Annotated in this window: 18 protein-coding genes, 1 pseudogene and 1 riboswitch; of the genes and pseudogenes, 10 read left to right on the top strand and 9 right to left on the bottom strand. The window is 35.0% G+C overall.

Going from position 1 to position 17,905, the window contains the following annotated elements; translation table 11 throughout:
* Positions 1–28 precede the first annotated feature (28 nt).
* The 4 genes from QUF99_RS04485 to QUF99_RS04470 all read right to left on the bottom strand — a co-directional run bounded on the left by QUF99_RS04485 (position 29) and on the right by QUF99_RS04470 (position 3,484).
* Positions 29–358 carry a PH domain-containing protein gene (locus QUF99_RS04485; RefSeq protein ID WP_289368792.1) on the bottom strand — a complete coding sequence of 110 codons (330 nt, stop codon included), beginning with the start codon at positions 356–358 and terminating at the stop codon, positions 29–31.
* 192 nt (positions 359–550) lie between these two features.
* Positions 551–1,534 carry a LacI family DNA-binding transcriptional regulator gene (locus QUF99_RS04480; RefSeq protein WP_289368791.1) on the bottom strand — a complete coding sequence of 328 codons (984 nt, stop codon included), beginning with the start codon at positions 1,532–1,534 and terminating at the stop codon, positions 551–553.
* A gap of 63 nt (positions 1,535–1,597) precedes the next feature.
* A complete protein-coding gene (locus tag QUF99_RS04475; RefSeq protein ID WP_289368789.1) occupies positions 1,598–2,674 on the bottom strand; it encodes a hypothetical protein in 1,077 nt (358 codons plus the stop codon).
* A 309-nt stretch (positions 2,675–2,983) separates the two neighbouring features.
* Positions 2,984–3,484 (bottom strand): hypothetical protein, encoded by a 501-nt coding sequence (locus QUF99_RS04470; protein ID WP_289368788.1) that lies wholly within the window; start codon positions 3,482–3,484, stop codon positions 2,984–2,986.
* Positions 3,485–3,649: 165 nt separating this feature from the next.
* Here QUF99_RS04470 and QUF99_RS04465 point away from each other — a divergent pair, with 165 nt between their 5' ends.
* A complete protein-coding gene (locus QUF99_RS04465) occupies positions 3,650–3,742 on the top strand; it encodes a DUF3948 family protein (RefSeq protein ID WP_289374563.1) in 93 nt (30 codons plus the stop codon).
* A gap of 77 nt (positions 3,743–3,819) precedes the next feature.
* Here QUF99_RS04465 and QUF99_RS04460 read toward each other — a convergent pair whose 3' ends face one another.
* Positions 3,820–4,428 (bottom strand): lysophospholipid acyltransferase family protein, encoded by a 609-nt coding sequence (locus tag QUF99_RS04460; protein WP_289368787.1) that lies wholly within the window; start codon positions 4,426–4,428, stop codon positions 3,820–3,822.
* Positions 4,429–4,768: 340 nt separating this feature from the next.
* Here QUF99_RS04460 and QUF99_RS04455 point away from each other — a divergent pair, with 340 nt between their 5' ends.
* On the top strand, positions 4,769–4,879 hold the full coding sequence (locus tag QUF99_RS04455; protein ID WP_289368786.1) for a DUF3948 family protein: 111 nt from the start codon (positions 4,769–4,771) through the stop codon (positions 4,877–4,879).
* Positions 4,880–4,943: 64 nt separating this feature from the next.
* On the opposite strand, the gene QUF99_RS04450 is transcribed toward QUF99_RS04455, so the two are convergent.
* Positions 4,944–5,891, bottom strand: a complete 948-nt coding sequence (locus QUF99_RS04450; protein WP_289368785.1) for a helix-turn-helix transcriptional regulator — start codon at positions 5,889–5,891, stop codon at positions 4,944–4,946.
* A 134-nt stretch (positions 5,892–6,025) separates the two neighbouring features.
* Here QUF99_RS04450 and modA point away from each other — a divergent pair, with 134 nt between their 5' ends.
* The 3 genes from modA (at position 6,026) to QUF99_RS04435 (ending at position 9,011) form a co-directional block, all read left to right on the top strand.
* Entirely contained in the window at positions 6,026–6,832 is an 807-nt protein-coding gene (gene modA / locus QUF99_RS04445) for a molybdate ABC transporter substrate-binding protein (protein WP_289368784.1), read from the top strand.
* Positions 6,833–6,837: 5 nt separating this feature from the next.
* Positions 6,838–7,512, top strand: a complete 675-nt coding sequence (gene modB, locus QUF99_RS04440; RefSeq protein ID WP_289368783.1) for a molybdate ABC transporter permease subunit — start codon at positions 6,838–6,840, stop codon at positions 7,510–7,512.
* Positions 7,513–8,159: 647 nt separating this feature from the next.
* Positions 8,160–9,011 carry a GRP family sugar transporter gene (locus QUF99_RS04435; RefSeq protein ID WP_289368782.1) on the top strand — a complete coding sequence of 284 codons (852 nt, stop codon included), beginning with the start codon at positions 8,160–8,162 and terminating at the stop codon, positions 9,009–9,011.
* Between the two features lie 73 nt (positions 9,012–9,084).
* Here the strand turns inward: QUF99_RS04435 and pnuC are convergent, their stop codons facing one another.
* Positions 9,085–9,735, bottom strand: coding sequence for a nicotinamide riboside transporter PnuC (gene pnuC, locus QUF99_RS04430; RefSeq protein ID WP_289368781.1), 651 nt, complete (start codon positions 9,733–9,735; stop codon positions 9,085–9,087).
* Positions 9,736–9,936: 201 nt separating this feature from the next.
* Between pnuC and proC the strand changes: the two genes are divergently transcribed.
* The 4 genes and pseudogenes from proC to QUF99_RS04410 all read left to right on the top strand — a co-directional run bounded on the left by proC (position 9,937) and on the right by QUF99_RS04410 (position 14,427).
* Positions 9,937–10,740 (top strand): pyrroline-5-carboxylate reductase, encoded by an 804-nt coding sequence (gene proC, locus QUF99_RS04425; protein ID WP_289368780.1) that lies wholly within the window; start codon positions 9,937–9,939, stop codon positions 10,738–10,740.
* A 1-nt stretch (position 10,741) separates the two neighbouring features.
* Positions 10,742–11,575, top strand: a complete 834-nt coding sequence (locus tag QUF99_RS04420; protein WP_289368779.1) for an aldo/keto reductase — start codon at positions 10,742–10,744, stop codon at positions 11,573–11,575.
* 213 nt (positions 11,576–11,788) lie between these two features.
* A riboswitch (SAM riboswitch) is annotated at positions 11,789–11,894 on the top strand.
* Positions 11,895–12,041: 147 nt separating this feature from the next.
* Positions 12,042–13,685 (top strand): annotated as a pseudogene (locus QUF99_RS04415) (peptide ABC transporter substrate-binding protein).
* A 274-nt stretch (positions 13,686–13,959) separates the two neighbouring features.
* Positions 13,960–14,427: a YusW family protein gene (locus tag QUF99_RS04410; RefSeq protein WP_289368778.1), complete on the top strand. Its 468-nt coding sequence runs from the start codon at positions 13,960–13,962 to the stop codon at positions 14,425–14,427.
* 186 nt (positions 14,428–14,613) lie between these two features.
* On the opposite strand, the gene QUF99_RS04405 is transcribed toward QUF99_RS04410, so the two are convergent.
* Complete coding sequence (locus QUF99_RS04405) at positions 14,614–15,120, bottom strand: hypothetical protein (protein WP_289368777.1); 507 nt, start codon at positions 15,118–15,120, stop codon at positions 14,614–14,616.
* Between the two features lie 425 nt (positions 15,121–15,545).
* Here QUF99_RS04405 and QUF99_RS04400 point away from each other — a divergent pair, with 425 nt between their 5' ends.
* The gene (locus tag QUF99_RS04400) at positions 15,546–15,980 is read left to right on the top strand and encodes a hypothetical protein (protein ID WP_289368776.1); all 435 of its coding nucleotides are present in this window, start codon (positions 15,546–15,548) and stop codon (positions 15,978–15,980) included.
* Between the two features lie 75 nt (positions 15,981–16,055).
* Here the strand turns inward: QUF99_RS04400 and QUF99_RS04395 are convergent, their stop codons facing one another.
* Positions 16,056–17,636 carry an LPXTG cell wall anchor domain-containing protein gene (locus tag QUF99_RS04395; RefSeq protein WP_289368775.1) on the bottom strand — a complete coding sequence of 527 codons (1,581 nt, stop codon included), beginning with the start codon at positions 17,634–17,636 and terminating at the stop codon, positions 16,056–16,058.
* Between the last annotated feature and the right edge of the window lie 269 nt (positions 17,637–17,905).

Here is a 17,905-nt window from a genome sequence, read left to right as displayed (position 1 = left end):
GTATTATTATGTTTAAACAAGCGCTTGATTAATTATTCAAATGCCCTTGAACAACATAAGCAAACTGTTCTATATTTCCTTTTTGAATATGCTTAGCTTTCACAGTTTCCCCATTATGAGTGAATGCCAACTGCGGGACTGTACCTATGTCTTCCATACACAAATATGCATACTCTTCAAATGTTGCTGGATAATATGGTAATTTCCCATAAAATATGACGCGCATATTTGTAGCAACACAAATACCATATTGATATGAGAACGTAAAATTTTCCTTTTCGAATACACCAATCACAACAGATAGGATTTTTTCCTCTAACTTTACATATTTTTGCACAGCAAATAACAGTTCATTCATAATCGTTTCCTCCCATATTCCATTCATTGTCCCAGCGCTAGAAAGGAATCCATGGATTACTATATAACCGGTGTAATTCAGTTATAAAGTATGAAACGCGTTTCCAGTCAAATACATTTTCAAAAAAAATCCGCTGTGCAATACAAGCACAACGGATTTATCTCTTACACTCCCTATGAAGAAAGTTTTATTTTATTTTCTAACAGTCGACCGTTCCACAAGTGTGTAAGGAATCTCCTTTTTTTCTTGCTCCCAGTTATGATCTTTTGTTTGTTTATAAAAGAGTTCAAAAGCGTTTCGACCAATTTCTTTCACCTGTTGATCAATCGTTGTGATTTGTAACACTTGGGAAATTGGCTGGTTATCAAAACCAATAATCGCTAAATCATCTGGAACCATAATACCTAGTTTCTCCGCCTCTGTCATGATTCCAACAGCTACCTCGTCCCCTGCGACTAGCAATGCTTCTGGTGGATGTTTCATTTCTTTTAACTGCTGTGCAACTCGTACACCATCCTGTAACGAAAAGGATTCTGGAAAAATCCACTCTTCTATAACAGGTTCATCTATCGTTTGTAAAGTTTGTTGATAAGCATCAAATCTCCTTTTACTGCTTGCACTTTGTTTCCTTCCTGTACAATATCCAATTTTTTTATAGCCCTTCTCTATTAAATAATTCATGCCTAATTGAAAAGCACCAAAATGATTGATGTATACGCTTGATATTCCTGTAGCATTCGTATCTTCACAAGCTACAATTATCCCATCTGAAGCATATTGTTGAATTGTTTCCCACTCATTGGAGCGTGAACAAATAATGATGCCATCTAGTTGCTTTGTTTTTAACATATGTAAACTTTCTATTTCTTCCTGATGGTTATAGTTTGTTTGGCAAAGAAGAACCCGGTAATGATGAGATAATGCGATTTCCATAATCCCGCCCACAATCGCATCAAAATAAGGATGATTAATATAAGGTAAAATCACACCAAAAATATTTGTTTTTCCTTTTGATAAATGAACGGCATTTGCATTTTGTGAGTAATTCAATTTCTCAACTACTTGTAAAACGGTATTTCTTTTTTCTTCACTTACATATGGATGATGATTCAAAACACGAGAAACAGTCGTAACTGATACACCAGCTAACTTTGCAATCTCTTTAATATTAGCCATATGCTCACCTCTTTCCCCATCTTATAAAAAAGAAGATTATCTTAGGATAATCTTCTCCTTCCTTTATAACGCATTTACATCCTCTTTGCTATTTTGCTCCTGCTTTTCAGGCTGGTAGATAAATACATGCTCCTCATATCGGCTCTTTTTATCACCTTCAGCCTCTCCTGCCGCAACAAATTTAATAGCAAACTCTTTTGCTTCAATCATTGGAAAACTAATAATATATTCTTTTGCTTCACCATCTTGAACAAACATATCATTACCTCTTGGTAGCTTGTCACGATCTAATGGAGAAATTTGTTTATCATCTTGCAAAATAACCGTATTGTTCGGGTACATATTCATCCTTTGTCCAGTTCGATTCTCAACCCTAATTTTTAATGTAATTCGATCACCGGTTAGCTTTGCGTAATCAAATTCACCGTCTACAATTTGTATTCCATATCCTTCGAATTCAATTTTATCTCCATTTATAATTGTTCCACCCTTAATAACGGCACTCTTTACATATTTCGCTCTAATACTTTCACTGGATTGAGGAGGTTGATTTGAACTACCTTTCTCTTTCAAACTATTCTTTGCTTTATCCTCAGCAGTAGGGGGGGATGAAGAACTTGCATTACTTTTATTTCCATTCGCTGAAAATAATTCATTTGGAGATTTAATTTCTTCTCCATCCAATGTTTTTATCGATTTTATTGACGTGCTTTTTATTTTCCATTTGTCACCTGCCTTATCAAGCGTGTGTACAGCTTCTGTTACATTGTCTTTATAATTTGTATTTTTACTTTTATTCTTCGTTTCTTGTTTTACTTCTACAGTTGCATATTTATCTGAATAAGACAGTACTTTTACTTTTTTTAAACTAACTTTTAAATCAAGTACTTCAAACATCTGTTTTGTTGTTTCTTTTGAAATCTCATAACTATCCACGTTACTCGCAAGTGTATCTAAATATCCGCCCAAATCTTCTTTGTTAAATGCGTCTACATTCTCTTCTAATACTTGCTTCACTTCTTTTTCCACACTATTTTCTTTAGGTTTTGTATTACTTTTTGTTGAACATCCTATAGTTCCAAGTAATAAGACACCTGCTAACAATGACATTCCCAATTTTATATGTACTACTTTTCGCATATTAAATCCCCTTTATGTTATTAGATTCAAAGTTACCTCATATACAAATTTTGTTTAAATCGTTTATATAAATACAAATTAAAAAACCGACATAAAACCCTTCTTTTTAGGTGGGAAAGAGCATCCGTTCATGCATAGAAGCGGTCTGATCCTTTTCCTGCCCCATGCCAAGTAAAAACAAAGAGAGAAAACGAGTACAGGTCACCTTTTGTTATCCATAACCGCGGCTTATATGTCGAAAAATCAAAATGGATTTATTTAGTACACGCTATTGCTAGGTCTTTTCTTGTTTACTTCTAATTATGATATTTAAGATTTTTTTCCATAGCTCTCTTTTATTAAAGATTTCCCATCCAATGTCTCAGCATTTAATAGACCTTGGCTCGTAATAACCCATTTATTTTTCTCTTTCTCTAATACATGACGCATCTTTACAACATTATCCGTATAATCTGCACTTTTATCTTTGTTTTTCGCTGTTGTTTTTGTCTCTATAGTCGCATATTTATCATTAATAGATAAAACTTGCATCCGATCCATCGTAATTTTGACATCATACTCATCGAATAAAATCTCGTTCTCTTTTTTTATTGCATCATATGCATTTATTTCTTTCGAATATGTTTTCATATAATCATCAATTTCTTTCTGATTAATTGCTTTTACTTGTTCTGAAATCACTTTTTCTACCTCTTTTTGAGCGGCTGCACTTTTATCTTCTTTCTTTTTTTCTACACCACAACCACTTATCCCTAATGCCAAGACCATACAGGTTATTACCCCACATTTTTTATTACTTAACTTCCCCATAATGTTCCTCCCTTTCAATCCCCTTAACATTCTACTAGTATATTTTACCATAAAATATTTAGTCTAATTAATTGTTCCTTACAAAAATGTAATCCTTTTGTAAGCTAATTCGATAGTTGAAACCTCGCTTATTTCGTACAATAAAGTCAGAAAGTAACGAACAACATCAGTTTTAACAAAAAAGATTTTATTGGACTCGCTAGCGGTGCAGCTCTTCTTACAGCTTTCATTTACGCTGCTGCATTCAGTCTTATATAACCTTGTGTCCCCTTTCCCCTTTATATATAGTAAGAAAAAGACGACCGTCTATGCCCGGTCGTCTTTTTACGCTCACATTATGCTGTTTGTCCTTCTTGCAACGCTTCTGTCAGTTCTTCAAATGTTTTGTTCAATTGATCCGTCATCGCTTGCATCATTTCTTTTCGGCTCATCTTATCTGCTGCTTCTACTTGAATTGGATCACCGAAAATTAATTTTGCTCTTTTTCTGCTAAATAACTCTTTTACACTCGATGGTCCGATATAAGCGGCGGGAACTAATGGAACATTGGAACGCATCGCAATTGTAACAGCTCCAGCTTTCAATGAAACATCTTCCGAAGATCGCGTGCCACTTGGAAAAATCCCTACTACTTTCCCATCTTTTAGTAAACGAGATGGAATTTTCAGTGTACTTGGCCCTGGATTTTCACGATCAACGGGAAATGCATTTACATTCTTAAAAAACCAATTTGTAAATTTACTTTGAAACAACTCTTTTTTCGCCATGTAATGAATTTGTGTTGGTAACATCCCTGCCGCTAACATTAACACATCCATAAAGCTTGTGTGTGTACAAGCAACCACATATGGTCCATCTTGAGGTAGCTTTTCCTTTCCGTGTATCTCTACTTTCCCAAAAATTTTAAATATATATTTCAACGAGACTGTAACAAACTTATACATTCGCTCCGTTCCTTTCTATACATCTAAATTTGAATTCATTCCTTACAAGAATTATAACACTAAGTTCTAATAGTTAGTAATAAATTTAGGTGACAATTTATAAAAATTAATTCTTACAAAAGTGTAATCCTCCTGTAAGCTAATTCGATAGTTGAAACCTCGCTTATTTCGTACAATAAAGTCAGAAAGTAACAAACAACAACCATTCGAGAAGGAGCGGATACGCATGATGAATAACATGAAAACAAACAAGTTTGTAAATACAATGAGCATGGTGCTATCCGCTCTAGTCGACGCAAAAGCTGTTGCTACAGCATTAAACAAATAAGGAGAGATTCCAATGAATAATGACAACATTACATTCAACAAATCAGACTTTATCGGACTTGCAAGCGGCTCGGCTCTTCTTACAGCTTTCGTTTACATAATTGCACAGGGTCCCGTCTTATAATTTTGTTTCCCCAACCCCCTTTATATATAGAAAAAACTGCTTGTCCATAGACAAGCAGTTTTTTTCAATTTGTTTCATATATAATTTGACCGGTTTTACTTATATCATAACCACCAATTGCTCGCAGTTCATTTTGAAATTCTGTAGATTGTAGTATTTCTTTTACCGTTTCAATGAGCTGTTCATTTTCTTCTATTTTTAAGATTACCAAGTCATATCGTTCGGTCATAAGTGGAATAAAGTCTACATTCACAATTTGTGCTACCTTTTCTGCCCCTACGCCAACATCAGCTTTTCCGTTAGCTATTTGAGAAGCTACGCCAATATGATTCGACTCCTCCCAATCATATCCGCGAATACTCGTTTTCGCTAAGTTTTGAATACGTACCTGTTCATCTACTAGCACACGAATTCCTGATCCCTTTTCGCGATTTACAAATTGAATCGAAGGGTTACTCAAATCGGCCCACGTTTGCATTCCTTTTGGGTTTCCTTTTTGCACATAAAATCCAACATTTCTTGCTAATAAATTTATCACAATACATGGCTGCCCAACTAAAATTCGTTTCACATATGGAATATTATATTCCCTTGTATCTCCATCAAACAAATGTAAACTAACAACACTTCCTTGCCCTTGATACATTTTAATTAAACTCGTTAAACTTCCTTGATAGGCCCGCAGTATATTAGAACTAGGCAAATGCCCTTCTATATGTTTGGCTAATATATCTAATGTTAAATCTTGTCCACTAATAACGCAGGTGTTTCCTCCACTTTTCTCTTCTGTTTTGATAGAAGCAGCCTGCATTTTTCCTGTTTTCATTTGCTTAATGTATTGCTCTAAATCCACCGCATCAATGCGCATTTGTCTACCAACTCTGTAAGAAGGCAATTCACCTTTTTTAATTAAATCATACACTGTTAGCTTTGATACTTTTAATCGTTTTGCTACTTCTTCCGTTGTGTAGGAATGATGATCCATAGCCGATTCCTCACTTTCTCTTTTCATTGTAACAAAGAAAAGTGTATTTCTCCTATTTTTCTATACAGTGATATATTTCACATTATATTTAAATATAACTAATTATATTTAAATATAATTAGTTATAATTAAATATAATGAAAAGAAAGGGGATTATACGTATGAATAAATTCACATTTCGGTACATTGGGGTACTCATGCTCTCTATCCTTCTTGTTTTGAGTGCAGCATGCACCAATACAACAAAGGAGGAAAAGAAAAGTGCTAAGGAAGAAAAAGCGGTTGAACTTACTATTTCTGCAGCAGCTAGTTTACAAGACGCTTTCAAAGACATTGAAAAACAATATAAGCAGAAAGAACCAAACATAAAGCTTTCCTTTAACTTTGGTAGTTCAGGTGCACTTCAGCAACAAATTGAACAAGGTGCTCCTGCTGATTTATTCTTCTCTGCGGCAGAAGATAAATTTCAAACACTTGTAAAAAAAGGATTCATTGATGAAAAAGAAGGAAAAAACCTCCTTGGAAATGAGCTTGTTTTAGTTGTTCCAAAAGAAAGTTCTATCAAAACATTTCAAGAATTAAAAGAAGAAAAAGTGAAGAAACTAGCAATTGGTACACCTGAATCTGTTCCAGCTGGAAAATACGCAAAAGCTTCTCTCACACATGAAAATCTTTGGAATGATCTACAAAACAAAATAGTACCTACAAAAGATGTCCGTCAAGTGTTAACATATGTAGAAACAGGAAATGTAGATGCCGGAATTGTATACAAAACAGATGCTCTCATTTCAGAAAAAGTAAAAATTGCAAGTACAGCACCAGCAAATTCTCATGAACCGATTCGCTATCCATTAGGGATTATAAAGGAATCAAAGCATAAGAAAGAGGCGACTTCGTTTTATGAATACTTACAATCAAAAGATGCACAATCTATCTTTAAAAAATATGGATTTACAATCCTTTCCTAACTGCCATGGCATTTGATACACTTTGGTCGCCTGTTTTTCTTTCCTTACAAGTAGCTGCTTTCGCTACCATTATTGTTATGATTTCCGGCACAATCATTGGACGAGTACTAGCACGCTCAACATGGCGTTATAAAGTGTTATTAGAAACTATTTTCCTATTACCAATGGTGCTCCCACCAACTGTTATTGGTTTCTTTCTTATTATTATTTTTGGAAATAACAGCCCTGTTGGTAGGTGGATTGAATCACTATTTCAACAATCTATTATGTTTACATCATGGGCGGCTGTTATCGCTTCAACGGTTGTTTCGTTCCCACTTATGTATCAATCAGCAAAAACAGGGTTTTCTGTCGCAAATGAACGGATTGAAGACGGCGCTCGTGACCTTGGGGCCAGTGAATACCAAGTTTTTTTACATGTCACTTTACCGCTTGCCTTACCTTCACTATTAAGCGGAATGATTTTAAGTTTCGTTCGTGCATTAGGAGAATTTGGAGCGACGCTTATGTTTGCTGGAAACATTCCGGGAAAAACACAAACGATTCCTACAGCCATTTACATGGCAATTGATGCAAGTAATATGCCCCTTGCTTGGACACTCGTTTTAATAACGGTTTGTATGTCACTCATATTCTTACTGTGCGTACAGCTTATTAATAAAAGAATCACTTCTTCCTAAAGCAGCTTTCGACAAAAGCTGCTTTTTTGTCGTATTATTTCCTGAAAAATAAAGTGCTGGATAAATTGGAAACGTAATAGGCTTGTAGAATAATAAAGAATACGAAGGAATTTTGATGTATAACCAAACACTTTGTTTTATAAGAAGAGATAACGAAATTTTAATGCTTAATCGTGAAAAAGCATCCTTGTAAGTGGTGCAGCTATAGATAACAAAAAGTGACCTGCACTCGTTTTCTCTCTTTGTTTTCACTTGGCATGGAGCAGGAAAAGGATCTGACCGCTTCTATGCATGGCCGGATGCTCTCTCCCACCTAAAAAGAAGGATTTTATGTCGGTTTTTTAATTTGTATTTATATAAAAAGATCCTAGCTTATAGAATACTAGAATCTTTTTTATTCTAGTCAAATAACAGAATCTTAATATTTATAACAATATACATTCTATTTGAATTTACTTTCTAAAAGAGGCACTTTCCTGTTATTATATGTAGGTGTTTGAAAAAATGGAGAAATGAAAACGTATTTATATTGCCAATTCTTCATCCTATTTTAACGATCGGTAATCCTCTACGTCTTGCGTGGGAAATTACCGATCGTTAGAACGTTTTAAATCATATTGATATAGTAACATGAAGGGAGTCTTGTAATGGACATTTTATTAGCGCTTCTTCCTGCAATTGCATGGGGTAACATTTTATTAGTAAGTGTGAAAATGGGCGGCGGTGCATATAGCCAAACGGTAGGTATGACAATCGGGGCCTTATTCTTCGCAACAATCATGTATGTATTTACTCAACCAGCTTTAACTTTAACTATCTTAATTGTTGGTTTTGTTTCAGGTTTATTCTGGGCTTTAGGACAAGTAAACCAATTAAAAACAGTACAAGCTATGGGTGTTTCAACAACCGTTACAATCTCAACAGGTATGCAACTCGTTGCTACTTCTATCTTTGGAGTTATCGCTTTTCACGAATGGACTACAACAACGACAATCATTATGGGAACGATTGCAATCCTTTTAATCGTAGTTGGAGTTGTCTTCACTTCATTAGATGATAAAGAAAATGCTCAGCCACCAGGACAATTGAAAAAAGGACTTTTAACTTTAATTGTTTCTACTTTCGGTTACCTTGTATATGTAATTATTATTCGCTGGTACAATATTGATGGTTGGTCTGCCATTTTACCACAAGCAGTCGGTATGTTTGTTGGAGCAGTTGTACTGACATCTAAGCATAAACCATTTAACAAATATGCAATTCGCAACATTTTATCCGGTCTACTTTGGGGAACAGGAAATTTATTCTTACTTCTTTCTTTACCACGAGTTGGGGTGGCAACAAGCTTCCCGCTATCTCAAACAGGTATCGTCATTTCTACATTCGGGGCGATTGTCTTCCTAGGTGAAAAGAAAACAAAACGCCAGTTGGTATTTATTGCACTAGGTAGTGTCTTAATTATTGGCGGTGCTGTTCTACTTGGTTTAACAAAAGCATAATTAAACAATCTATTAATAAAACCCCCGGAGCATATCTGCTGCGGGGGTTCCTATTAGCGAATAATCTCTCTTTCTATGCGTGACGATTTACATGCCCTCTTTTTTCATAATTCGACTTCCATTCTAATAAGCCATCAATACATAAGAATAAATTGATTACCGCAAGAATTAACATGACATATAAGCCCGTTGAAATATAAATCACAATACTTACTACGTTATATAGAATCCATAAATACCAATTCTCTAAAATCTTTCTACTTAACATAAATTGAGCAACGAGCCCTAATACTGCATTTAAAGCATCTAAATATGGACTTGTTGAGTCTAAATAACGAATTTGATAATATCCCCAACCAATCCAAGCAACTAAAATAAAAACGGTATAAATAATCCACCCTTTCACATCTAAACGAACTGTTGGTTTCACATCCTCTTCCCCACTACGTGCAACCCAATAATACCAACCATACACATTAAATATGAACTGAAAGGCTGCTAATATAGCCATCGCATATAAACCTTGTGTGATAAAAATATATAGAAATGATGCAACTGTAATTATCCCAAACAAAAAATTCCATACCTTTTCTCTAGCTAGTGACCAAACATTAATTATACCCATGACAGATGCAAAAATTTCTATATAACTTGACTGAATATAAATACCTACCAATATGCAAATAATACTAGAAATAACTAAAAAAATTGGACTTCTGATCATATTTCTCCCTCCCCAGATTTATAATACTTTCTCTATAAACAGTATAAAGAAAGCGCTTTCTATTTTCCGCTATTTTCCTAATATAATTTTTCTCTTCTCTATAACCGATGCCTCTTATTATAAGTCATTTCTTTTTACAAAGGTCGCTCAAAAGTGGTATCGTTTTCTATAACATGTTCTCAAAAGGAAGGAATACAGGATATGCTGAAAAAACAACGAATTTTATTTATTGGTGCAGGCCGTATGGCAGAAGCTATTTTTGCTGGACTGCTCAAAACAAGTAAAGAATACATCCAAGAAATTATTGTATCCAATCAGCGAAATGAAGAAAAACTCCAGCAATTAAAGCAAACATATGGAGTATCGATTACAAAAGATTGGAAACAACATATTACTGCAGTCGATACAATTGTTCTTGCCATTCCACCAGCTACGCACGAACAGTTATTAGCGGAGTTATCTCCTCTACTGACACATCAGTTTGTCGTAACAGTTGCTGCTGGAATTGGTCCATCGTATTTAGAAGAAAAACTTCCTCAAGGTACACCTGTTGCTTGGATTATGCCAAACACAGCTGCCACAATTGGAAATTCTATTTCTCTATATGCAATGGGGCAATTTGTAGATAGCGAGCAGCAAGAAACACTGCAATTGCTATTAAAGGGAATTGGTACGGCACAGCTCTGTACAGAGGAAGAAATTCACAGGCTCACCGCTGTTACCGGGAGTGCTCCTGCCTTCCTTTACCACTTTGCTGAAAGTTTAATTGAAACAACGAAAAACTACGGAATTGACGAGGCAACTGCAAAGCATCTTGTCATTCAAATGATTGCTGGCTCTGCTGCTATGCTCCAGCAAGAACAAGACCCCGCCCTGCTTCGTGAACAAGTAACAACACCAGGTGGTTCAACTGCAGAAGGTTTAAAAGTTTTATATGAGTATAATTTTTCAAAGATTATTCAACAAGCAATTGAAGCAACAAATAAAAAAGCAAGGGGGAAATAAAATGAAATTCACAAGCTTACAAGATTACACAACATTACATAATGGAGTAAAAATGCCTTGGTTTGGTTTAGGTGTTTTTAAAGTCGAAGATGGTACAGAAGTAATTGATTCTGTAAAAGCAGCAATTAGAAATGGATACCGTAGTATTGATACAGCTGCTGTATACAAAAATGAGGACGGCGTTGGACAAGCGATTCAAGAATCTGGTGTCCCTCGCGAAGAACTATTCATTACATCAAAAGTATGGAATAGTGATCAAGGTTATGAATCAACATTACAAGCTTTCGAAACAACTCTTCAAAAACTAGGCTTAGAATATTTAGATCTATACTTAGTACATTGGCCTGTAAAAGGAAAATATACAGAAACATGGAAAGCGTTAGAGAAACTTTATAAAGATGGTCGCGTTCGTGCAATTGGTGTAAGTAATTTCCAAATTCACCATCTACAAGATGTGTTAGAAATCGCTGAAATTAAACCAATGATTAACCAAGTTGAATATCATCCACGCTTAACACAAGAAGAACTTCATGCTTTTTGTAAAGAGCATAGTATCCAATTAGAAGCTTGGTCACCATTAGTGCAAGGTCAACTCCTCGACCACTCAACATTACAAGAAATTGCTACAAAATATAGTAAATCAACAGCACAAGTCATTTTACGCTGGGATCTGCAAAATGGTGTTGTAACAATTCCTAAATCGATTAAAGAGCACCGCATTATTGAAAATGCGACTATCTTTGATTTTGAATTAAGTACGGAAGACATGAAGGTAATTCAGGCATTAAATGAAAACCACCGCGTGGGTCCAGATCCAGATAACTTCAACTTTTAAGAAGAAAGGGTCACTGTGTAAATACACAGTGACCCTTTCTTTTATGATAAAGTAAAGCTTCTATCACAGGCACCGTTGCTTACCACTGGTTAAAAAGAAATAAAACTGAAAATTACGAATATTTCCCGCGTAATTGACAGTTTCCTCATCAGAATGATAAGATTTTGAATAATCAAAGAAACAAAAAATTAATATAATCTATTATGTTTACTCATTGTATCTAGAGAGGTGGAGGGACTGGCCCTTTGAAACCTCGGCAACAGGTTCACTTGTGAATACTGTGCCACTTCCTGCAAGCTTTATGCTTGAAAGATAGAATGAGGGACTTCGTTTATATATGGGTGCATACCTTGTAAACAAAACTCCCTCTTTCTTTATAAGAAAAGAGGGAGTTTTTCTTTTCCCTCATAAATTGTTGGCCGACAATTTTCCAAACAATATACAAACAATTTAGGAGGAAATCAAAATGAAAAAGAAATTTGTACCTGCTGTTGCATCTGTTTTAGGAGCTAGTATCTTGTTAACGGGATGCGGTAGCTATAAAGATAACGAGGGTGAAGCAAAAGCAAATGGGAAAACAACCGATAAACAAGTATTGAATTTAGCATCCCCTACGGAAATTCGTACAATGGATACCGCTCGTGCTACAGATACAGACTCTGGTCAAGTGATGAGAAACGTCTTTGAAGGTTTATATAACCTTGGAGAAGGCAATAAACCCGTACCTGGTGTTGCAAAGTCTCATGACGTAAGCTCAGATAAAATGAAATATACGTTCCACTTACGTGATTCAAAATGGTCAAACGGCACACCTGTTACAGCAAAAGATTTTGTCTTCGCTTGGCAACGTGCGGTTGAGCCAGCAACTGCTTCAGAATACGCCTTTTTGTTCTTTGACATTAAAAATGCGAAAAAGATTAATAGTAAAGAACTTCCTGCTGACCAATTAGGTGTGAAAGCAATTGATGATCATACATTTGAAGTAGAATTAGAACGTCCTGTCCCATATTTTATTAGTCTCACAGCATTTCCAACATTCCTACCGATTAATGAAGAATACTTCAAATCACAAGGTGATAAATATGCGTTAGAAGATAATACACTCCTTTATAATGGAGCCTTTACATTAAATGATTGGAAACATGAACAAAGCTTCCAATTTAAGAAAAATCCAAACTACTGGGACAAAGATAACGTAAAGCTTAAAAAAATTAACTTTAACGTTGTAAAAGAAAAATCTACAGAAGTAAACTTATATGAATCCAAACAACTGGATCGCGTAGTCTTAACATCTGATCTTTTTGATAAATATCGTAAAGATGGAAACTTTAAGGAACGTCCAGATGTGGGTGTACAATTCCTACGTATGAATCAATAAAATAAAACATTACAAAATATCAATGTTCGTCAAGCAATCGATAAATCGATAGACAAAAAAACATTTGTAAATACTCTTTTAAACGATGGTGCACTTCCTTCTTACTCTCTTATTCCGAAGAATTTTGCAAGAGGATCGGATGGAAAAGACTTCCGTGTTGAAAATGGAAACTTAACAAAAGAAGATACAAAAGAAGCACAAAAACTATGGAAACAAGCAAAACAAGAATTAGGTTCTGACAAAATTTCAATCGAATTATTAACAAGCGATAATGACCTTGCCAAGAAAACTGGTGAATTTTTAAAAGAGCAGCTTGAGAAAAATTTAGAAGGATTAACAGTAAACTTAAAGCCGCAACCACGTAAACAACAGGTTACATTATTATTAGAAGGTAATTATGATATTGGCATAGACGGTTGGAGCCCTGACTTTGCTTATCCAATTACATTTTTAGAATTATTCACAACTGACAATCCGTACAACTTAGATCATTATTCAAATAAAGACTTTGATGATTTAATCAACAAAGTAAAAACTGACTTAGCTGGCGATGAAAAAGCACGCTGGGAAGCTTTAAAAGAAGCAGAAAAGATCCTATTTAAAGATGCAGTCATTGCTCCTCTATACCAAAAAGGAAAATCTTATTTAGAACGTTCTTATGTAAAAGGTGTTGTAGAAGTTGATTTTGCAGGACAACTAAACTTTAAATGGGCTGAAATTGAACAAAAATAAGAACCAGGAATAAAATCCATAAAAAAAGGTGTCGAATTTTTTGCCGCCCTTTTTTTATGGATCCTTTCTTTTCCCTATACGTTTTGGTCCCTCCTCATAATTCGAATTTATCATATTCATCTAAAATATTTTTGATTTAAATTGCGAAGTATAGCGAAAATACTTTGCAATCTATAGCCTCCAAAGGAAATAAATTACCCTGAACTTATACATAATTAGATAAAACCAGGAAAAACTTGTATAGAAGGAATCATATAATAAGGAGGAATTTATCATGAGAATTTTACTCTCTATTCTTTTAACACTTATGCTTGTGCCTACACTGACAGGATGTACTACTCCGAAAAAGGAAGATACAACTTCTAATAAGAAGACGACTGAAGAAACAAAAAAGGAAGCAACTCAAGATTTAAAGCTTAATTTTAATGAATTTAAATTAGATGCGAACTACCAAGATACAAAGAAAGATTATGAAGCTGAATACAAAAATAAAGCAGATGCAAAAACAATGGAAGCAAAAATTGAAGATCATAAAGCAAATGGACAACTAACAGGCGACGAAGCTATTGCAAAATTAGGCCCACTTCTACAAAAGCTAAAATTTGATAAAGATACACCGGACCAAGAAGTCATTGACCAAGTCGTAGACGTATTTCAGCTCGACAAAGACTATCAAAAATTCGATTTAGAAGTTGTCTTTACAGATGGAACGAAGAAAGGGTATAAAAGGGAAATTAAATAAAGGAGTAGGCATTGTGCCTACTTCTTTATTTTTAAGCTTTCACTTGGACATATCGTAAATCAGGGCTAGATCCAATAATATATTGAACTCCAGATACAGATGTTTTTTGTAAATAAGTGATTGATTACATCCCTAGACATACTGCCCGTTAGAGCGGGATAAAAAATGACCTTGCTCATCGCAAGGTCATTTTTGTGCTTCTTTTTGAAAACGTTTGTGGTACTCTGAAGCTGTCGAGAAATGAACTTCTATATCACGGATTAACGAAGAATCTTTTTCTTTCGCTAACTTCTCTAACTTTTTCAATGCTTGCTCTGTCTCATTTAAGTACCCCATATATAGCTCGTGTTCTTTTTCTTTAGACTTAGGCACACGAATTTCTTTACGAATATGATCAATATCCGTTAGCGTACTTGTTGTTACTTTTTGCACATCTTCTTTAAATTGTGGATGTTTTAATACCTTGTCACCCTCTTCTTTTGCTGCTTCCCATAGTTTCACAGCTTCATTTAATTCTTTAGTCATTTTCTCTTCATATTTGCTATGCACGTCATGATATACTTTTATATCTTCTGCACTATCAGTTGACTGTTCTACTTTTTCTTTTGATTCTTTCTTTACATCCTTGTCTCCATTACATCCCGCTAGAAGCAACATACTTCCAAGCAAAACGATACTCCACACTTTCTTCATCAAATACTCTCCTTTTAGAGAATGTTCAAAAAATCCGGTACAGATAGCTGTCGCATTTCTTCGTTACGTCGCCACTCCGGTACTCATGTAGTACAATCTACACTCCGTATCCTCCTGGTTTCCGCGCCTCAAACTGCTCGACTCTCTTTATCCTCCTTTTTGAACACGCACTTTTATCTACATCTACGATCTATCTCCACTTGTTATTATAACGAGAACCTTTCAAATTTTGCACTTATGAACGTACTTTTGTACGCATACCACCATTTTTGTCACAGTATCGTCACTTTATACGACTAACTTCTTCATGACTGCCCAGCTTCACCTTACAAAACTGTAAGCACACATACAGAATACATATGATACATTTACATATGCACGCAGCAATACAACAAACCCTTTATAAAAGGAGAATACGAATATATATGTACATTACAATGACATTTATGGAAGAGGGCATTTCTGTTCTCATCCGAGAAAGATCTCTCCACATCAAAAATACAGCAAGCCTTCATCGAATGCTAAAGAAAAAAAATGCCTCCCTTGAACTTGCACAGTACTTAAAGAAAAAACATACCAATCAATACGGTACAGTATTAAATATATCTGATGAATCACTAGCAATTGAAATCATCGGACACATATATATTGGCAATTTTGCAGATGTATTAAAAAACATACCTCGCATACCGAAAATTGCTCCTATCATCGTAGAAAAAGCTTACAAAATTACGGATCATACAGATATTATTGACTGCGGCGAAAAAGAGATTGATTCCAATCGCTGGGTATGGGATAAATTAGCGATGTTATACGATGCTATTATGAACAACATGTATCACGTACTTCAAAAGAAATAAAAAAACCCGGTAACGTCTTCACGACCGGGTTTTTTAAAACGGAAAAAATCCAATATGTATCCTTACCGTGTATTATTATTTACTATCAGTCATACGACTACGCTTATATACAAAAGCACCACCAGCAAGCATCACAACGCCAAGTAATGTTAACAGGTTATCACTGCTTGAAGTACCTGTTTTCGGAAGTGATTTTGTATAGTTTACCTCAGTAGGCGTTGTACTGATTTTTGTTGGTGTAACTGGTGCTGGTGGATTTTTCACCTGATTTTGGTTTGTTCCGTTAGTATCAGGATTATTATTTCCGTTCCCTTTACCATCACCATTGTTGTTTCCACCACCTGTATTACCATCGTCTTTCTTCTTACAATCTGCTTTTTCTACTTTCTCAATTGGCAATTTTTTTGTAATTGTTTGATCCCCACGTTTTGCAGTTAACGTAACGTATAAATCTTTAAAGTCTTTTGTAGTTTCTCCAACTACTTGGAAGTATAGTACAGATCCTTCTCCAGCTTTCATTGCTTTAACTGGAACTGTTGCTGTGTTTCCATTCCATTTAATATCTAAGTTCATTGTTCCTTTATCAGTTCCACCTTGCAAAGAACCATCTTTTAGATAATCCGGAATTTCTCCTTGTGTGTAATGATCTGGAATTGTTAATTTAATATCTTGTGGAACATCAATTTGCACATCAAAGCCCTTTAACTCATCCATTGTTAAGTTTTGAGTCGTTAATAAGAAATCTAATGTAAATTGGTTTTCCTTTAAATTCGGTACACAAGTTGTAGCTTTTGCCTTACCTTCAAAACGTAAATCTTTATTCATCTCGGAAAAATCAAGATTCGCACTTCCTTTAATTTTGCCAAGAGATTCATATCTACCTTTATTAAGTAAATATAGTCCGATATCTTTATTTACTTCTTTTCCAGCTACATTTCCAAGCACAGGTATTTTTACATTTTTTGTAACAGTTTTTCCCGGTTCCATATCTGGCAATGGCAGTGACATAGCTTCAGAACCATCCTCAAGTTCTATGTCTCCACCTAGCCCTTCTGGGATAGAAACACCAAGATATACACCACTTACCTTTTCTTTTGAGTTATTCGTTACTGTAGCAGTCACATCTAACACATAATGATTTTTTTGTGCATCCCATGTTGCTTTTCCAGTAACATTCCCACTGAAATCAGCAATAGATATCTCATTTTTTTCGTTAGCACTATCTTTTGATTTTTCCTCAGGATGAACTGGAGGTTGGTTTGTTGGCTGTGTTGCAGGATTTGTAGCTTTTGATTGTTCTTTTCCACTCTCTACCTTCGGCTCATCTTTTTGTTCTTTTTCATTATTTTTTACTGGTTCTGCTTTCTTTTCTGGAGCAGGCTGTTGTTGTTCTTTTGAAGCCGTCTTTTCTTCTTGCTTTTCATCCTTAGCTATAGTTGCAGGATTTTCTTTCTTCACTTCCACATTACCTTGTTCTTTCTCTACTTTTGGTTCGCTTACTATTGTTGTATTCTTGATGTCATTTTGCTTCGCAGGTACCTTTTCTTGCTGCTGAACTATCGTTTCTTTTGCCGTTTCTCCAGGTGCAGCCATCGCTATGACAGGTGAAAAAGCTAAGAGCGACATTAGCGTCACAGCACTTACTTTCTTAAGCATGTAAACACTTCCCTTCCCATTTTTTCTAACTTACAGATAACAACCACCCTACATATTTAGCTACGGTCATTTCTATACCATTTGCTAATTTCATAGATTCATTGTTTATTCGGGCAAATAGAAATCTACAAGATAGAACCCACATCAATTATAAGGAAAATAATGGACAAAAACAATAAATATGTCAAAAAAGTAAGATTTATCTGTTTCTTCAACCTTCCTTAGAATTACATTTCAGTGAATAAAAAAGCTTGTCCGTCCAAAAATAT

This window comes from Bacillus sp. DX4.1 (genome assembly GCF_030348195.1).
In the GTDB taxonomy this organism is placed as follows: Bacteria; Bacillota; Bacilli; order Bacillales; family Bacillaceae_G; genus Bacillus_A.
This window is presented reverse-complemented; position numbering and strand designations above follow the sequence as displayed.